The organism is Bradyrhizobium sp. CCBAU 45394, assembly GCF_028128655.1.
GTDB lineage: Bacteria > Pseudomonadota > Alphaproteobacteria > Rhizobiales > Xanthobacteraceae > Bradyrhizobium > Bradyrhizobium diazoefficiens.
The window spans coordinates 31,882-48,464 of the sequence record NZ_LBIX01000153.1 but is presented as its reverse complement, the minus strand read 5'-3'; the positions used below and the strand labels follow the sequence as shown (position 1 = coordinate 48,464).

The 16,583-nt window shown below is 57.9% G+C and carries 14 protein-coding genes; 8 read left to right on the top strand and 6 right to left on the bottom strand.

Features of this window, described 5'->3' with window-relative positions:
• Window positions 1-1,876: 1,876 nt before the first annotated feature.
• The 6 genes from WN73_RS16575 to nodD1 form a co-directional block, all read right to left on the bottom strand.
• Window positions 1,877-2,908, bottom strand: a complete 1,032-nt coding sequence (locus WN73_RS16575) for an LLM class flavin-dependent oxidoreductase (RefSeq protein WP_271553812.1) — start codon at window positions 2,906-2,908, stop codon at window positions 1,877-1,879.
• 576 nt (window positions 2,909-3,484) lie between these two features.
• The gene (locus WN73_RS16570) at window positions 3,485-4,060 is read right to left on the bottom strand and encodes an ABC transporter (RefSeq protein WP_271553829.1); all 576 of its coding nucleotides are present in this window, start codon (window positions 4,058-4,060) and stop codon (window positions 3,485-3,487) included.
• Window positions 3,961-4,410, bottom strand: coding sequence for an ABC transporter substrate-binding protein (locus tag WN73_RS16565; RefSeq protein WP_271553826.1), 450 nt, complete (start codon window positions 4,408-4,410; stop codon window positions 3,961-3,963). The genes WN73_RS16570 and WN73_RS16565 overlap by 100 nt, the downstream gene beginning before the upstream one ends.
• A gap of 350 nt (window positions 4,411-4,760) precedes the next feature.
• Window positions 4,761-5,474 (bottom strand): MerR family transcriptional regulator, encoded by a 714-nt coding sequence (locus WN73_RS16560; protein ID WP_179879918.1) that lies wholly within the window; start codon window positions 5,472-5,474, stop codon window positions 4,761-4,763.
• 929 nt (window positions 5,475-6,403) lie between these two features.
• Complete coding sequence (gene nodD2 / locus WN73_RS16555; RefSeq protein ID WP_097668514.1) at window positions 6,404-7,396, bottom strand: transcriptional regulator NodD2; 993 nt, start codon at window positions 7,394-7,396, stop codon at window positions 6,404-6,406.
• Window positions 7,397-8,012: 616 nt separating this feature from the next.
• Window positions 8,013-8,957 carry a transcriptional regulator NodD1 gene (gene nodD1, locus WN73_RS16550; protein WP_097668515.1) on the bottom strand — a complete coding sequence of 315 codons (945 nt, stop codon included), beginning with the start codon at window positions 8,955-8,957 and terminating at the stop codon, window positions 8,013-8,015.
• A gap of 576 nt (window positions 8,958-9,533) precedes the next feature.
• Here nodD1 and WN73_RS16545 point away from each other — a divergent pair.
• The 8 genes from WN73_RS16545 to WN73_RS16510 are packed head-to-tail and all read left to right on the top strand — an operon-like array spanning window position 9,534 to window position 16,554.
• Window positions 9,534-9,752, top strand: coding sequence for a hypothetical protein (locus WN73_RS16545; protein ID WP_271553809.1), 219 nt, complete (start codon window positions 9,534-9,536; stop codon window positions 9,750-9,752).
• A 41-nt stretch (window positions 9,753-9,793) separates the two neighbouring features.
• Complete coding sequence (locus WN73_RS16540) at window positions 9,794-10,426, top strand: NodA family N-acyltransferase (RefSeq protein WP_097668516.1); 633 nt, start codon at window positions 9,794-9,796, stop codon at window positions 10,424-10,426.
• Window positions 10,423-11,082: a chitooligosaccharide deacetylase NodB gene (gene nodB / locus WN73_RS16535; protein ID WP_271553807.1), complete on the top strand. Its 660-nt coding sequence runs from the start codon at window positions 10,423-10,425 to the stop codon at window positions 11,080-11,082. The genes WN73_RS16540 and nodB overlap by 4 nt, the downstream gene beginning before the upstream one ends.
• Window positions 11,083-11,099: 17 nt before the next feature.
• Window positions 11,100-12,476 (top strand): chitooligosaccharide synthase NodC, encoded by a 1,377-nt coding sequence (nodC, locus tag WN73_RS16530; RefSeq protein ID WP_143279285.1) that lies wholly within the window; start codon window positions 11,100-11,102, stop codon window positions 12,474-12,476.
• Between the two features lie 11 nt (window positions 12,477-12,487).
• Window positions 12,488-13,117, top strand: a complete 630-nt coding sequence (nodS, locus tag WN73_RS16525) for a nodulation methyltransferase NodS (protein WP_097668518.1) — start codon at window positions 12,488-12,490, stop codon at window positions 13,115-13,117.
• 12 nt (window positions 13,118-13,129) lie between these two features.
• Window positions 13,130-14,839 (top strand): nodulation protein NodU, encoded by a 1,710-nt coding sequence (nodU, locus tag WN73_RS16520; RefSeq protein ID WP_271553804.1) that lies wholly within the window; start codon window positions 13,130-13,132, stop codon window positions 14,837-14,839.
• A gap of 2 nt (window positions 14,840-14,841) precedes the next feature.
• Window positions 14,842-15,762, top strand: coding sequence for a nodulation factor ABC transporter ATP-binding protein NodI (gene nodI / locus WN73_RS16515; RefSeq protein ID WP_245448754.1), 921 nt, complete (start codon window positions 14,842-14,844; stop codon window positions 15,760-15,762).
• A 3-nt stretch (window positions 15,763-15,765) separates the two neighbouring features.
• Window positions 15,766-16,554: an ABC transporter permease gene (locus tag WN73_RS16510; protein ID WP_271553802.1), complete on the top strand. Its 789-nt coding sequence runs from the start codon at window positions 15,766-15,768 to the stop codon at window positions 16,552-16,554.
• Window positions 16,555-16,583: the final 29 nt, after the last annotated feature.

Below are 16,583 nucleotides of genomic sequence, written 5' to 3'. Positions count from 1 at the left end.
AGAGAGGGTGGCAGGCATGTGCCGCTGGATCGCAAAGCCGGAATCGAGGGTATAGAGCGCTGCGAACAGCGTTGTAGATGACCCGTCATTTGATTGGACCGTCGAGCCGGTCGAGCGCGTCGGGCAATGGCAGTGACTCCAACCAGCTGGGACGCCGCTGATGACGGCAAGTCGAGAAGCGGCTGCCCAAACTGCTGCGGGATTTCTTGCCGCGTGGCACAGCGATCGAGACGTAACCAGAGAGCTCGCGAGCCGGAGTGCCATACAGAGCGCTTGGCGCTGGACGAAGCTGTTGCTGAAGATGCGCCGTTAGCTGGCCCAAAACCGGACTTCTCATCATGCCAGACATTGATGGCCCAGCCCATGCCAGGCAACCCAGAACCAACATCCGCTACATACGACTGAAGTTTGTCTCCGCGATCGTTGACTGGAGATGCCTGGCATGCTGAGCGTGCGGACGGGCTCCTGGAAGCTGTGCGCGCTGAGATCCAAGACCGGCAGATCGCGCACGTCCACCACTCGGTCCGATGGTGATGCAAGGATTGCTGACAAGGCATAACCGCGTCTTGATATGTTCCAAGAGCGGCGGCGCGTAGAATGAGATAGGGGGACGTCAGTCTGTAGGAAGCGGGTGTGGGCGCCGCCCACCGACGAAAGCTGAGCACGCGAGCAGAGTGAGAATCCACGATCACACGACGTACGGGGGCGGACAGTAAGATCGCGAGGCTGGTCTCATCACACGGATCGACATCAGTGCCTCGTCCTGGCCGGAGGATATGTGTCTTGCACTTAAGGTAGTTAGATAGCTGACTGTACTGCTTTGCTTGGAGGCCGCGACAGCGGCGGATTGTCGACGCTGCCCGCCTGGTCAGGGCAACAAGTCCAGCCCGCACCGGTGTAGAGGGCAGTTCGCCTGCCCGAGTTCTATGCAGCGCACGCATTTACCCGGCCAAACAGTGTGCGTGAGAGCCGATCTTTTTGGAGACCTTTAGTATGATGGCAAAGGGGGAGGCGACAACGCGATCGATTGCGCGCCAGACGTTGCGATTGGCCATCCGCGCATTTCAAAGATTGAGCGGTGTCGTTGGGGATGTAGCCACGAGAAGCTTGAATTGGCCTGCGACTATGCTGAAAACAAAAAGGATCCATTGTCACACGACATTCGTGAAATGTGCTTTCCGGAAACCGGCGATCGACTTATGGGTATTTGGCTGAAATCTGTAAAATTGAAAGTGTCGATGGGATGCATCCAGTTCGTGGATGGCGAACGCGAGTAATCTCATCGCCTACATCGAAAGCGCGTTAGTTAGATTTTTTCCGCCGTCTTGTTCAGTGAGCTTAAGGGCTTTCAGGCAAGCCTGCTGATTCGTTGATGACCGGCCACTTCAGTATGACGTGTACCGGGCTACCCTCAACCATGAGCGCCTGTGGCTTCCCATCTGAGAAGTTGGCAGGCCAATCGAGCGTCAGGTTCCATCTGCTGTCTGCCGGTACCTACATACCGCCGGTTGGCGCATATAGGTTGACAGTCCCCTTTATGCGACCGCATTGCTCGATGTAGGTGCCCCTATGCGAAGGTTTCCAACGTCCATCGCGACAATCTTGCCGTTGCCGACGTAGACGGCACCGCCGCCAGTTCCGCCCATGCCGACAAAGTTCATTGCGCAAAGCGCGCTCACAATGAAGAATTCCCTTCGAAAGCAGAGTTTCAGTGTCGAAAAGCACAGTCAGAAAAATTGACCGCTTGATCGCTGCCATTGAGGCTGATGATCGCCTGTGCGGTAGGGCAAACGACAACCAAAATGGCAATCAGCGTTCGGATAGAACCTCAGTGCGTCGGTCTACTTGCCAAGTATATGATTCCCCAATCTAGACACTATCCGCCAAAGCTATCGAGAATTTCAGCTTTGATTGCCGTTGCGGTGTACAGGGAAATCTCCAGCGGAAGGTTTCCGAATGCAAGCTGGCAAAGCAAGTAGTTGGCACCTGCCTCTTCCATCTGGTTAAGAAGGAGCTGTCGGACGGAAGCTGGCGTTCCGACGACGCACAATTCGCTCTCAAGTGCTGCATCGAAGGTCAGCGGAAGGGCGGGCGGTGTCGGAATGGCATTCAGCTCGTAAAGAAACTTGAAGCTCTCCAGCCATCGTCGATACGCAGTTTCGGCCGCCGCATGAGCGTCCTGGTCAGACTGCGCAATCACGACCATGCGGGCCAGCCCGAGAAATGGCTCGCGGCCGTGTGGGGTTGTAATGTGGGCTCGATGGGCGCGGTAGGCATCCGTAACGTTCCGGACAACACAGGCGCGGCCTACGCACGCCAGATTGACGCCATTTGCAGCGGCCCACTGCGCCGACTCGGCCCGATTGCTCGCGATCCAGGTCGGCGGATATGGACGTTGATGAGGCCTCAAGGTTAAGGGTACTTCGCTGAGCTCAAAGTGGTGTCCCTGATAAGATAGCGTATGTCCCTTCAGCGCAATATTCAGGATTTCGCTGGCTTCAGTATAACGGCCTGGTGCGGCTTCTGCACTAATGCCGAAATAGCCCCATTCAATCGGCTGGGAGCCGCGGCCGATCCCGAGCTCGAGCCTGCCGCCGCTCAATTGGTCAAGCATGCAGATCTCTTCGAATGCGCGCAATGGATGATAAAGGTTGAGCAACAGGACGAGCGGACCGAACCGCAATCGCCGGGTACGCTGCGCGACGCTTGACAGAAACAGGTTCGGCGAGGGCCCTCTGCCATGAGGTGTGCAGTGGTGTTCGGCGAGGTGATAAGCGTAGAAGCCGAGAGAATCGCAGACCTCCGCCAGCTTGAGACGATCTTCATATTGTCGTGCGGCATCTCGGCCGTCGTCATCCAAATGGTCGAAAATTCCGCACGTTAGTCTTGAAGGAAAGCCACTCTTCACTCGATCAATCTCCGATTATGGGATAGTTGGCGAGTCCTGGTTGCTTCATGCTCTCGCTCAAAAAGGTCTCGCTCGTCATTTGGCCGCTTAGTTCGTTCTCCTTGGGTGCGTGGATCTGTGCTTGCACGATGTGATTGGGGCACGAGAATGCGCAGATGACGGTCCGGCCCTTGCTTTGATAGAAGTTGGCTAAGCGCCTCCACACCGAGCATGTGCTTGACCGGAAGCATCGGTACCTTCGCGTTCTCCTCTTCCTGGGCCTTCACCGCCTGGCCGCAGAAACGCCCATGGCGCCAAACCTGGCACAATTGAAGATCGCTTCAGAGGTCCCGTGCCTGCGAGCCAGATCAGCTCGGCACGGCTACTATTTGTCTATCATCGGCCGTAGCATCTCCTTCAGGTCGACATCGGGTAGCTGTGCGAGCGCTCCAACGAACGCGAAAAACGCTCCAAAAGCTGCAAGTATAAGAGAGGTTGCGAGTATCGCTGCTCCAACGTCCTGAGGGCGTCTCGTCATTCGTGTCACTTTGGGCTTGGGAAGGCGGCGTTGATGCCAATCAGTTCTGCTCGACAGTTTCAACATGGTCGTGGCGCCAGCGGTAAACGAGAAAACCAGGAGCCGCATTGTCTTCTTTTGTACCGAACCAGACCGGGCCAATCACGGTATCGATCGGCCGTGAACGAAGTGCACTGGCGACGCGCGCAGCATTGAAGGAGCGCCTCTGCCCATGCTTGCACGGCTGCATAGGCGTAAAGCGTGTAGCCTTCGGACAGGTTGGAAGCTTTGAGTCGGGCTACCACGCCGAGTGCATTGGCATTCCTGGCGGGGGCTGGCATGAAGGTAAACAATGTTCTATTTCCAGCCCTGCTGGTAATGGCCCAGAATTCAGAGGTCATCAACGGATCGCTCGCCATGACGATGAGTCCGCTCCTGCTTCTGATGCCTGGCGTACAAACAATCCAATTTCGGTACGATAGCCGCCGATATAGGCGACGCGCACCCGATCCTTCTTCATTCTTAAGACCAAACGCCCTGTAATCCTTTTCACCGGCTACATAGCTTTGCCGAATGACTTGTTCTCCGAATCTCTTGAGCTGTGCCTCAACCACGTCGGCGATGCCCTTGCCCGCGGTGCTCTTGTCGTCGAACACTGCGATCTTGTCGTTAGGGTAGTTCCGGTGAATGTACTCAGCGGCAACGGTGGCCTGTTGGTCGTCGCGGCCGCAGATCCGAAAGACAGAAGGCCGCGTTCTGTTAGCTGAGGATTTGACGAGCCAGGTGACACCTGCAGGATGGCTGCTTCGGCGGAGGCCGGGATCGACGAAGAGGAACAAAAATGGCCAACGACCAACCGGACTCGCTCTGTTGTGAGCTTATTCGTGACTGCGGCAGCTTGCTTCGGGGCGTAGGCATCGTCGGCGACACTCAATATCACCCTGCTATCGGGAATTAGGCCCGAAGCGTTCAATGCCTCCAACGCCGCAGCCGCACCATCGCGCATTTGCGCGCCGAACGCATCGCTGCTTCCGCTCATTGGGCCAGCCACGGCAATACTGACCTCGGAACCGAGCACAGCGGAGGCGAGGGCGCAGAAGAGAAGCGCTGCAGGCGCAGCAGAAGCGTTACGCCCATTTAACATTGTAGAGCTCCCAATGTTCACCTGAAGTGAACCGCCAGCAGCTGTGATCAGACGTGCCGGCAAGTCGAGGTTGCCTGCCAAGCTAAGCGTGCGTTAGGTCGGCCGGATTGCAACCACGGTAGAGCCTACAATTTGACGTTACGTGCGGTTCAAGCCCCCTTTTGAAGGGAGTCACCGATCGGCAATTCTATGCGGAGCTGACCATGAGGACGTCAATACGGCTGATCCTCCAACCCGCCAAGGGCGAGATCGAGATATTGCATGAGGCTGGGATCCCAACCAGCCAGACTGCGGGGGGCGCTTAATCGTGCAAGTACCTTCAGGACCATCGAAACGCGTGAATCCGCGCCGGCGATTTCGCTGATCAGCAGGCGTGCTGCAACTGCGACAGCCTTTGCCCGCTCGCCGCAAGGGTGCTCGCCCCGATCCATACAATCACGCAGGTCGTCGCGGATCCGCCGCCACCGCTCCTCGCGATCTGCAGCTAACTTGCAGGTGCATCGGGATGTCTGACTACGCGTCTCGACCCGCGACATGGCATTCAGGGTGGCAGGCAGCTCATCCACACTTACCTGGATCTCACTGTCGATGGTCATGTTGCGCAAACGATCTCGCAACAGAGTAGTTCGAGCGACTTGAAGTTCTATCCGCTCTAGATGTTTGCGCAGCAGGTCGGTGAGTGAGGTCGTGCCCTCCATAGCTTTACGGATCTCGATAAGGGAGAAGCCAAGCTCACGTAGCGCCCGAATCTGGTGAACCCGCTGCACGCTTTCGCGGTCGTACATTCGGTGACCGCCGTCAGTACGCTCTGAGGCTGCTAGGAGGCCCGTGTGTTCATAATGATGCAGCGCGCGCACCGTTACTCCGGTCGCCTCTGCAAGTTCGCCAATGCGCCATCGACGCCTTCGTGGTGTAGCTTTGCTCATGTTGTTCATTTCAAAGCCTACAACCTGACGTCACGTATGATTCAAGCTATTTCAAAGCTCTAACTGGATCGTCTTCCATTCCAGCGCGAGAGTGGTGACTATCCTCAGAATGGCGGGGGATCAACCCTGAGCGGAAAAATGGTGATCAACAAGTTCGTCAGGCATGCCAGTTGAGCCTCGCCAGCCGCTGTACGCTCCAGGATGAGTTTGGCGATTGCCGTGCGATTCTCCGGATTTCGCATCGATGGCGGTAACGCGGTGGCCGCGCCATCATAAGGGCTTCCCAGACGGAAAGCTCTTCCGGATCGAACACCCTGCTGCATTGCTCCAACGTTCAGCCCTTGTTTGTCATTGCGTCAGGGCAGCGCACGTCGTCAAGACGTTTGGCCGCGGTAGGGCCAAAAGAAGTCAGACCGGCGGCGCAGAGCGACGAAGATGCGATGTACTCCAGGGTGATGCGACAGGGCAACACACGTGCGCGATGCTTGCTTCGAGAGCGTAAGAGGTCGTGGTCATATACATGAGAGATGACCACCACGCTCACTGTGCGCGTGGTACAGCTCCGAAGAAGCGGAATCGTCTCCGCTCATTGGGAGCCGCTACTCATTCGGAGACTTGACGACGACAGCCGCGCGCCGATCCTCCCTGTATCGAGGCAGGTGCGCCCGGACGCCGGGTTGCAACGTAAAGGCCTGGCTTGGCAGCCAGCGCGTCGCTCCGTCCCTGTCTGTAAGAGGGCCGCCAGTCTGAGCCGCCGCTTGCACGACGAGCCTGATGCCAACGTGCGAAAGAGCTTCGCAACGTCGTCATGATAGCCGTCCGCTGCGAGGATCTTTATCCAGCGACAATGAGTTCGAGCGAGGCAAGCCTGAATTGCGTGCTTTGAGACATGTGTTGGGATATGAGGCTCGCAGACTTTGCGAACGTCCTTACGACAACGGCGAGACAGATCGTGCGAAATCGCCGGCAGTATCCGCTGGTTTCGAAGTGCAGATGATGGAGGGCTCTTGTGCAGTTGCCATGAGGGTAGCCTCCTGCAACAATATCTCTCGCATCCAGATGCTTTCCGGGTCGCTGTTGTGAAACACGGGCCATTGGACCGCCTCGGTGAAGGCGGGGAATGGCTGCGGAAGCTCGGCAATCCGAAGGGGCATCGTTCTTTGGAAATGCTTTACGAGCCTTAATGGCATCGTTCCTATGCGGTTCGTGCCTACCAGCAAGGGCGGGATCATGCTGAAGCTCTGCACGAGAATGTCGATGCGCCGATTGAGGCCGAGATCGAGTAAAAAGGATTCCTCGACCGGGATCTTGCGCGCACCTCCGAGCTTAACCGCAACGTGGCCCATCGACATATACCGATCCAATGTAAGCCGCCGTAGTAGTTGGCTGTTCGTGCAGCAGCCTACGCAGACGAGGCTCTCCTCGAACAGGGCCGCCCTGGGGTGCGCGCTGGACATGAATAATTCCGGCAGGATAACAAAATCGACTTCGCCGCGGCGCAGAAGCTCATCGTGCTGATCTGTGAGTGGCACCAGTTCGAAGCTGACGGCGGGTGCTTCTCGCGCGACGCGCTCCACGACATTTCGGAAGAATACGACTGTCATAAAGTCAGAAAGGCCGATCCTGAATCGCCGATTCGATCGAGCCGGGTCGAACACGTCCCGCGCGATAATGGAGAGCTCAACGTGCATTAGAGCCTCGCGAACTGGAGCTGCGAGTCCTTCCGCGCGCGCGGTCGGGACAAGTTCCCGCCCTCTCATCGCAAACAGATCATCACGGAAATAGGTGCGCAGCCGGGCAACGGCTGCGCTCATGGCCGGCTGACTCAGGTTAATCTTGCGTGCCGCTGCGGTGAGGTTGCGCTCAGTCATTAGAGCATCCAGCGCGACGAGAAGATTTAGATCCAGGCCGTTGAAACGCATGTCTTCTTATCCAGCACAAACCATCCTTGCGGTGCATACAACGAGCGGTGACGGCTCGTCTGATGCGGTCTTATTGCGTCGTCCGAATGGACATCGGTTCCATCGTGTGATCGCGAGAAGACGCTCGCGAAATGATCGCAAGAATGGCGAGCAAGGCGGTAGGCCGACCACCAGCGGCCGAAAACCGTCAGGTGCCCCGAAGCTGATCGGTCTCGCCCCTTCCGACGAGCCACGCAACAGGACCCGGTCAGTTCGTTAATGGCAGATCAACCACAGTGTCCGGCCAGCGCCCTAAGTTCGCCAAAGCGCTCCGTCGACGGGTTCCGTAGCGCAGCGTTAGTCACGGCGGCCAATCTACAACCTGACGCAGTGTGGGGTTCAAGCGATTCTATTGGGCAAGCCAAACATTTATTGTTCTGGAAGAAGCGAGCGCAATATTGCTGGGCGTCAAACCACACCTGCGAGATCACCACGCTCACCACCCGGCAAGCCTTCGCAACTGATCGCCGCCTCCCCGCGGCCTCTAGCAGCTTCGCCCCCGAGACGGTTGAGATGATAAAGTTGCCGAGCACATCGAAGGATTTAATAGCGTATTTAGAACCGGCTTATGGTGAGCCTAGCAGCGCCTTCGAGTTGGAGGCTCCTGATGCCCAGATGCCATGTTGGATGCCTCCTCCAGCAATATCCGCCTCATCCAAATGCTCGCCGGGTCGGTATTGTGGAACGCAGGCCACTGCACAGCCTCGGTGAATGTCGGCAGGGGGAGCGGTGGTTGGACGATCCGCAGCGGCATCCGCTTTTCAAAGTGTCTGGCGAGCCGTAATGGCATCGTGCCAATACGGCCCGTGTCTAACAATATCGGCGGAATCAGGCTAAAGCCCTGCACAACGACCTCAATGCGTCTCTTGAGGCCGTGCTCAAGCAAAAACCATTCTTCTAGGTTTGGTCTCAGCGCCCGTCCGAACTTGGCCGCAACGTGCCCCATCGAAATGTATTTCTCGAACGTAAGCTGCCGCGATAGCTGCTTGTTCGCGCGGCATCCCACGCACACGAGGGTCTCGTCGAACAGCGTCGCCTTAGGGTGCGCGCTCGACATGAACAATTCTGGCAGAATGAGAAAGTCGACCTCGCCCCGGCGGAGCAGCTCATCGGGTTCATCGGAAAATGGCAGCAATTCGAAGCGTACCGCGGGGGCTTCGTGTGCAATACGGTCCACGATTCTCCGAAAAAAGACGATTGTCATGAAATCGGAGAGAATGACCCTGAAGCGTCGGCTCGAGTGAGTCGGGTCGAACCCGTCCCGTGATATGATCGAGAGTTGGATGTGCAGCAGGGCCTCGCGAATCGGACCTGCAAGCGCCTCCGCGCCAGGTGTCGGGACGAGCTCGCGACCTCTCATGGTAAATAGTTCATCGCGGAAATAGGTGCGCAGCCGCCCGATCGCAGCGCTCATAGCGGGCTGGCTCAGGTTAATTTTGCGCGCCGCCGCTGTGAGGTTGCGCTCCGTCATCAGAGCATCGAGCGCAACGAGAAGATTTAGATCGAGTCCCTTGAACCGCATGTTGTGAGTCTATCCATCGTGTGGATGTGTTCTATCGAAACAATCGATTTTACCAAATCGCGAGATGTTGGATAGCAAACATCGGTTTGGAAAAGTAATCATGGCATACCACGATGGCTGTTGGTCGTTCACGCGGGCTCAGAGAAAAACTCCTGGAGGTGCGAGCACCCGCCCCATCGGTTTCGCGGGCTGCGATGGGCGCGCCGTGCGTGCCGCATCGCTTCTTCTCGGTTGCGAAGCGCGCTCGATCGGACGCCAAGCGGGTCCCGATAAACGTTGGTATGCGTACTCCATCCGTTTCCATATTGGAGGTTTACCCACGTACACTTGAGGGCGCGTTCAGCCTCATTCTAGTGTCGCGGAATAGCGGCAGGTGCAGATTGCGCATGCCAAGTATTCCCGGCGACTGTCCAAACGGCTCGCCTGTCCACCGCATTCAGGGCGAGTCGAAGATGCATAAGAACCAGTTTGATCTAATGCCACTCCGATGCGCCCTCGAAGCGGCCCCGCGCATCGATGGCATGCCCTCAGACGTCAACACGTCGACAGCGATGCTGGACGAGGCGGAAAAGCTCCATGGTGCAGACAGGTTCTGGATGGTCCAATCGCCTCGTCGGCATTTTGCGGCATATCTCGCGCGGGGCATTGGCCGGGATGACGAGCGCGAACCATGCGATCGCTTCGTCGCGAGCGAAGGCGCACGGCACGGTGCAGGCGAGGGTGCTGAGCTCCTACGACGCATGGCAGCGCATTTCAGTATTGATCAGCGGTTCGGCGAGTAGCGACATCACGTGACCATCTCCGCTCTTAATTCGACTGGCGCAAGGAAGCCCGCCATGAACATCGCCGTATGCCGGACTGCGGAAGCTCCTTCTGCGCGCGCCAAAGTGCAGTGGAGCCGTCGCTGGGAAAACGAGCTGCGGCTCGCCGATCATGCCGAGCTCGCCGAGTTCTTCCGCAAGAGTTACGGGCCGACCGGTGCGTTCAATGCGCAGCCATTTGAGGGCAACCGAAGTTGGGCCGGTGCAAGACCTGAGGTCCGCGTAATTGGTTACGACGCCCGCGGGGTAGCTGCTCACGCCGGGTTACTACGCCGCTTCATCAAGATTGGTGGGGTCGATCTCCTCGTGGCCGAACTGGGGTTATATGCGGTGCGTCCGGATCTTGAAGGGCTGGGAATCAGCCACGCGATGCGCGTGATGTATCCCATACTGCAGGAGCTTGGGGTCCCGTTCGGCTTTGGTACAGTTCGGCCTGCGCTAGAGAAACATATGACCCGACTGGTCGAAAGGCAGGGGCTCGCCACCCTCCTGTCTGGCATTCGCGTCCGCTCCACGCATCCGGATGTCTATCCCAATTTGTCGCCGATCCGGATCGAAGACGTGATCGTGGTGGTTTTCCCGGTTGGACGCTCGATGAGCGAGTGGCCGGCCGGGACGATCATCGATCGGAACGGGCCTGAGCTGTGAACGAGCTTTTCCCCCTATCTGCTGTCCGATGCGACTACGCTGACGTGAGCGGAAGTCGCCCTGTCTATTTGACCTTTGACGATGGGCCAAATCCATTTTGCACGCCAGAGGTGCTCGATGTGCTGGCGCAACATCAGGTTCCGGCGACGTTCTTCGTGATCGGCACGTATGCGGCCGACCAACCTGAACTCATTCGACGAATGATCGCAGAAGGACACGAGGTTGCGAACCACACGATGACGCATCCGGATCTATCCAGATGCGGACCTGCGGAGGTGCACGATGAAGTGTTGACGGCGAGCGAGGCGATCCGTTCGGCGTGCCCGCAGGCCTCGCCCAGGCACATGCGAGCACCTTACGGCATATGGACACAAGAGGTGCTCGCTATGTCAGCGAGCGCTGGTCTCACAGCTCTGCACTGGTCGGTCGATCCGCGAGATTGGTCCCGCCCCGGGGTTGATAGAATTGTGAATTCAGTGCTCGCGAGCGTTCGCCCGGGTGCAATTGTGCTCCTGCACGACGGATATCCTCCTGATGAGGAGAGGCTGTGCACTGATGCTACGCAGCGTGATCAGACCACGATGGCGCTGTCATATCTGATTCCGGCATTGCAACGGCGCGGGTTTGTAATTCGTCCGCTCCCTCAACTTCACTGAACAAAAACTGGCACCCTATGGACCTGCTCGCTACAACCAGTGCTGTCGCCGTTTCGTGTTATGCACTGCTCTCCACTATCTACAAGAGCGCGCAAGCGCTTTATGCCCAACCGGCGAATAACTCATCGCTGCAGGACAACCTGGGACAATCGGACGTGGTCCTTCCCAGTGTAGACGTCATCGTGCCGTGCTTCAACGAGGATCCAAACACGCTCGCCGAATGTCTGGAGTCGCTTGCGAGTCAAGACTACGCGGGAAAGTTACAGGTCTATGTGGTCGACGACGGATCTGCAAATCGCGACGTTGTCGCGCCTGTACACAAAATCTATGCGAACGATCCGAGATTCAGCATCATCTTGCTGGCAAACAACGTTGGAAAGCGCAAGGCGCAGATCGCTGCAATACGCAGCTCATCCGGGGACCTGGTGCTCAACGTCGACTCGGATACGATACTTGCTGCTGACGTTGTCACGAAGCTTGTAGTGAAGATGCATGACCCAGAAATCGGTGCGGCCATGGGTCAGTTGATAGCGAGCAATCGCAGCGAAACCTGGCTGACCAGGCTGATCGATATGGAATACTGGTTGGCATGCAACGAAGAGCGTGCGGCACAGGCTCGTTTCGGTGCCGTCATGTGCTGCTGCGGCCCATGTGCGATGTATCGTCGCTCCGCGCTCGCTTTGCTGCTTGATCAATACGAAGCGCAATTCTTTCGCGGGAAGCCGAGCGATTTCGGCGAGGATCGCCATCTAACGATCCTCATGCTCAAGGCGGGGTTTCGAACCGAATATGTCCCGGACGCGATCGCAGCAACAGTAGTTCCGGACAGCCTTGGGCCATATCTGCGTCAGCAGCTCCGCTGGGCGCGCAGTACCTTTCGGGACACGTTTCTTGCATTACGTCTGCTGCCAGAGCTCGATGGCTATCTGACGCTAGACGTTATTGGGCAAAATCTCGGCCCGTTGCTTCTCGCCCTTTCATCACTGGCTGCGCTCGCGCAGCTTGTAATCGGCGGCTCGGTACCCTGGTGGACGGGATTGACGATTGTAGCAATGACGATGGTCCGGTGCAGTGTTGCAGCGCTTCGTGCTCGCGAAGTGCGGTTTCTCGGCTTCTCGCTCCACACACCGATCAATATCTTTCTCTTACTTCCTTTGAAGGCCTATGCACTTTGTACATTGAGCAACAGCGATTGGCTATCGCGCAAGGTCGCCAACGTGCCGGCCGAAGGGGAAAAACAGTGCGTCATCCTGCACCCGAACGCTGGACGAAGTCCTGCAAGTATAGGGGGAATGTCCGGCACAATTCATAAGGCGGGGCTTTCGCACCCTTCATCGAACCTGGCGGCGACGGAGAGTGTTTGCGCTCGCGATCGTTCGACCGCTTTCAAATAGGTGGTTGGCTCATGATCTCGGACAAAAACCATCAGCTATTAGAGCGAGAGTTGGCTGTCGACGATCCATGGCGCCTCGACAGTAGTTCGTTCGAGCAGGAGCGATACGCGCAAATGCTCCGGATGTCGCGTTGCGGTGGAGATGTTGCGTATGCCCTCGAAGTAGGATGTGCAGCCGGTGCATTCACGGACAGGCTGGCGCCGCTTTGCGAGCGACTCACGGTGGTCGATGTCATGCCGCAGGCGATCGAGCGAGCGCGACTACGGACCAGGAAGTGGTCACATATCACGTGGGTGACCTGCGACATTCAACGGTTCTCGACCACTGAGCAGTTCGATTTGATTGTCGTGGCCGAAGTTCTCTACTACCTCAAGGACATTGTCGAGATGCATGCGGCTATCCGCAACCTGGTGAGTATGCTTGCACCAAATGGAGCTCTGATTTTCGGGTCCGCACGTGATGCCACGTGTCAACGCTGGGGTCATACAGCTGGTGCCGAGACGGTGATCGGTCTCTTTAACGAGAGTCTATCGGAGGTCGAGCGTCTGCACTGCCACACCGGGTCGGTCAACGAAGACTGCTTGATCGTCCGGTTCCGGAAGCAGGGTCACCCGTCAGAACAATCAAACGTCAGTCACTAGGCAGGGGGTCGTATGCGCATCTGCGGCATCAAGTTAACACATGACGGCGCAGTTGCTGTCGTCGAGGACGGGCGGCTTCTCTTTTGCACCGAGCAAGAGAAGCGCGGCAACAGTCCACGCTATCAATCCGTCGAGAATCTCGATGCAGTCGTGCTCGCATTGGCGGAGCATGGCCTGGATCCGCGAGATATCGATCAGTTCGTCATCGACGGCTGGGATGGGGAGATCGAGTCGCATTTCCAGGTCCTCAGTGGAGCTGTGCCGATCGCGCTGAAAGGGGCGCCATACGTCGAGCGCCATGCTGAGGGGCTTCTTGATTCCGTCGACGGCTTTGGCCTGATCCTCGGCGGCAAGGTGTTTCCATATAAGAGCTACCCGCACGTCACGGGCCACGTCGCGTCAGCATATAGCACCAGTCCCTTTGCCAGCGCGGGAGAACCGGCGTTGTGTCTGGTATGGGACGGCTGCATCTTTCCACGTCTTTACTATGTCGAACCTCGGGGGGCGCGGCTCATTGGATCCCTGTTTCCGATGATCGGCCACGCCTATGCTGCCGCGGGCCTTCACTTCGGGCCTTACAGGCAGCCGAACCGCTCCAGTTGGGATTTGGGCATCGCCGGCAAGCTGATGGCATACATCGCGCTTGGCGCTGTCGACGAAAGCATCGTGGCAGTGTTTCAGGAGCTCTATGAAAAGCGCTTCGCGGCCGACACCGAGCAGGCTCGTCGCTACCGCGCGGACATAAACAATGCGGAATCGTCTCTCGCAGCTATACACGAGTTCTTTGAGGCAAGCGCATTGCGCCTGACGGCCAAGCGAGCGGAGGACGTTCTTGCGTCGTTTCATGTGTTCCTGGAACGTCTTCTTGTCAGGGAAATCGCGATGGTTCTGCTGCGGCACTCGTCGCTTCCGGGGGCGCGAAATCTATGTGTCGCCGGAGGTTGCGGTCTCAATATCAAGTGGAACAGTGCGCTTCGTATGACGGGACTGTTCGATGATGTCTGGGTGCCGCCGTTTCCGAATGACAGCGGCTCGGCAATCGGCGCTGCTTGCGGTGCGATGGCGGCGCAAAATGGCTTCGGGCCAGTGGAATGGTCAGTCTACAGTGGGCCGGCCCTGCAGGACAGCGAGCTTCCGTCGGACTGGGAGGCCGCGCCGTGCACTCTGCGGGAACTTGCGGCGATTCTCGCCGACAACAAGCCGATCATCTTCCTTTCCGGGCGCGCCGAGCTTGGGCCGCGGGCGTTGGGCGGCAGAAGCATTCTTGCAGCCCCGACCTCGCCAGCAATGAAAGATCATCTCAACGACATTAAGCGTCGCGAGCACTTCCGACCGGTGGCGCCGATTTGTCTGGAGGATCGGGCCCCAGAGATTTTCAACCCAGGTACGCCAGATCCTTACATGCTGTTCGATCACCAGACCCGCGCGGAATGGCGCGACAAGGTTCCCGCTGTCGTCCATCTGGACGGTTCGGCGCGGCTGCAGACAATCTCCCGCAACTCTCCGCACAAAATCGCCGAGCTTCTCGTCGAATTTGAACAACTCACAGGCGTTCCGCTGCTCTGCAATACGAGTGCCAACCTCCACGGACGTGGATTCTTTCCGGATGCTGCCGCGGCCTGCGAGTGGGGACGGGTTGAGCATGTGTGGTGCGACGGCCTGCTCTGGACCAAGACGGTCGTAAGGAAGTCATCATCGGCCGAACGACTTCTGTCAGCCTAAGAGTGAGCATGTCCACCGTAGCAATCGACCTTGCCGGCGTGAAAAAATCATTTGGCGACAAGATCATCGTCAATGATCTGTCGTTCTCGGTCGCGCGGGGAGAATGCTTTGGCCTTCTCGGGCCGAATGGAGCTGGCAAGAGCACGATCGCGCGCATGCTGCTTGGCATGATCTCGCCGGACGGAGGAAAGATTACGGTGCTCAATGAGCCTGTACCTGCACGCGCTCGTGTCGCACGTGTGCGTATCGGCGTGGTGCCGCAATTCGATAATCTTGAACTCGAGTTCACCGTACGAGAGAATCTGCTGGTGTTTGGCCGCTACTTCGGCATGAGCGCTCGCAAGATCGAGGCGGTCGCCCCCTCGCTGCTCGAGTTTGCACGCCTCGAAAGCAAGGCGGACACGCGCGTTGCCGAGCTGTCCGGTGGCATGAAACGGCGGCTGACGCTGGCGCGTGCGCTAATCAATGACCCGCATCTGCTCGTGATGGACGAGCCGACGACTGGTTTGGATCCGCACGCCCGCCACCTGATTTGGGAACGTCTGCGAGTTCTGCTTGCGCGGGGCAAGACGATTCTCTTGACCACTCACTTCATGGAAGAGGCCGAACGCCTGTGCGATCGGCTGTGTGTCCTCGAGGGTGGACGCAAGATCGCCGAGGGCAAGCCAGACGGCCTGATCGATGAGCATATCGGCTGTAACGTGATCGAAATCTATGGGGGTGATCCGCACCAGCTCTGCGAGCTGATTAGGCCGTATGCGCGGCACATCGAAGTGAGTGGAGAGACGCTCTTTTGTTATGCGCCATATCCGGAGCAGGTACGCGTGCAACTGCGCGGGCGAGCGGGCCTTCGTATTCTGCAGCGCCCCCCGAATCTCGAAGACGTGTTTTTGCGGCTGACCGGGCGCGAGATGGAGAAGTGAGCGATGGGTGAAAGTTATGCGGCGGTGATGCCCGCTAACGCGTACAACTGGATCGCGGTATGGCGTCGGAACTTCCTGGCATGGAAGAAAGTCGCACTTGCATCGATTCTTGGCAACCTCGCAGATCCTCTAACCAATCTGTTTGGCCTCGGCTTTGGCCTTGGACTGATCGTGGGGCGCGTTGAGGGGACGTCGTACATCGCGTTCCTGGCGGCAGGCATGGTCGCGACCAGCGCCATGACGTCCGCGACCTTTGAAACCATGTATGCAGCCTTTGCACGCATGGACGCCAGCCGCACCTGGGAAGCAATCCTCTCTACTCAGCTCACGCTTGGCGATATCGTTCTGGGTGAACTGGTGTGGGCGGCCAGTAAGTCCGTTCTGGCCGGAACAGCGATCGGGATCGTCGCTGCTACGCTGGGTTATGCATCATGGCCATCCATTTTGTATGCGATGCCAACAATCGCTCTCACTGGCCTTGTCTTCGCCAGCCTGGCGATGCTCGTCATATCTCTTGCGCCAAGTTACGATTACTTCGTGTTTTACCAGACGCTTGTCCTCACTCCTATGGTGTTTTTGTGTGGCGTGGTCTTTCCGACGAGCCAGCTGCCCGACTCGTTTCAGCACTTCGCCGGCTTGTTGCCGCTCGCACATTCGGTCGACCTTATTCGCCCAGCGATGCTTGAGCGCGGCGCCGACAGTGCTGCGCTGCACGTCGGTGCGCTCTGCGTTTACGCGGTCTTGCCCTTTTTCGCGTCGACGGCACTATTTCGGCGCCGCCTGCTGCGTTGATGTGAGTTGAGCGAAAACGGAGAATGTCA

Coding starts and splice junctions, on each gene's coding strand:
- WN73_RS16565 (WP_271553826.1), bottom strand. CDS start 4,410: ATGCGCGATGGTGCGGCTGCGGCGTTGGAGGCATTGAACGCTTCGGGC.
- WN73_RS16560 (WP_179879918.1), bottom strand. CDS start 5,474: ATGAGCAAAGCTACACCACGAAGGCGTCGATGGCGCATTGGCGAACTT.
- nodD2 (WP_097668514.1), bottom strand. CDS start 7,396: ATGCGTTTCAACGGCCTGGATCTAAATCTTCTCGTCGCGCTGGATGCT.
- nodD1 (WP_097668515.1), bottom strand. CDS start 8,957: ATGCGGTTCAAGGGACTCGATCTAAATCTTCTCGTTGCGCTCGATGCT.
- WN73_RS16545 (WP_271553809.1), top strand. CDS start 9,534: ATGGTGCAGACAGGTTCTGGATGGTCCAATCGCCTCGTCGGCATTTTG.
- WN73_RS16540 (WP_097668516.1), top strand. CDS start 9,794: ATGAACATCGCCGTATGCCGGACTGCGGAAGCTCCTTCTGCGCGCGCC.
- nodC (WP_143279285.1), top strand. CDS start 11,100: ATGGACCTGCTCGCTACAACCAGTGCTGTCGCCGTTTCGTGTTATGCA.
- nodS (WP_097668518.1), top strand. CDS start 12,488: ATGATCTCGGACAAAAACCATCAGCTATTAGAGCGAGAGTTGGCTGTC.
- nodU (WP_271553804.1), top strand. CDS start 13,130: ATGCGCATCTGCGGCATCAAGTTAACACATGACGGCGCAGTTGCTGTC.
- WN73_RS16510 (WP_271553802.1), top strand. CDS start 15,766: ATGGGTGAAAGTTATGCGGCGGTGATGCCCGCTAACGCGTACAACTGG.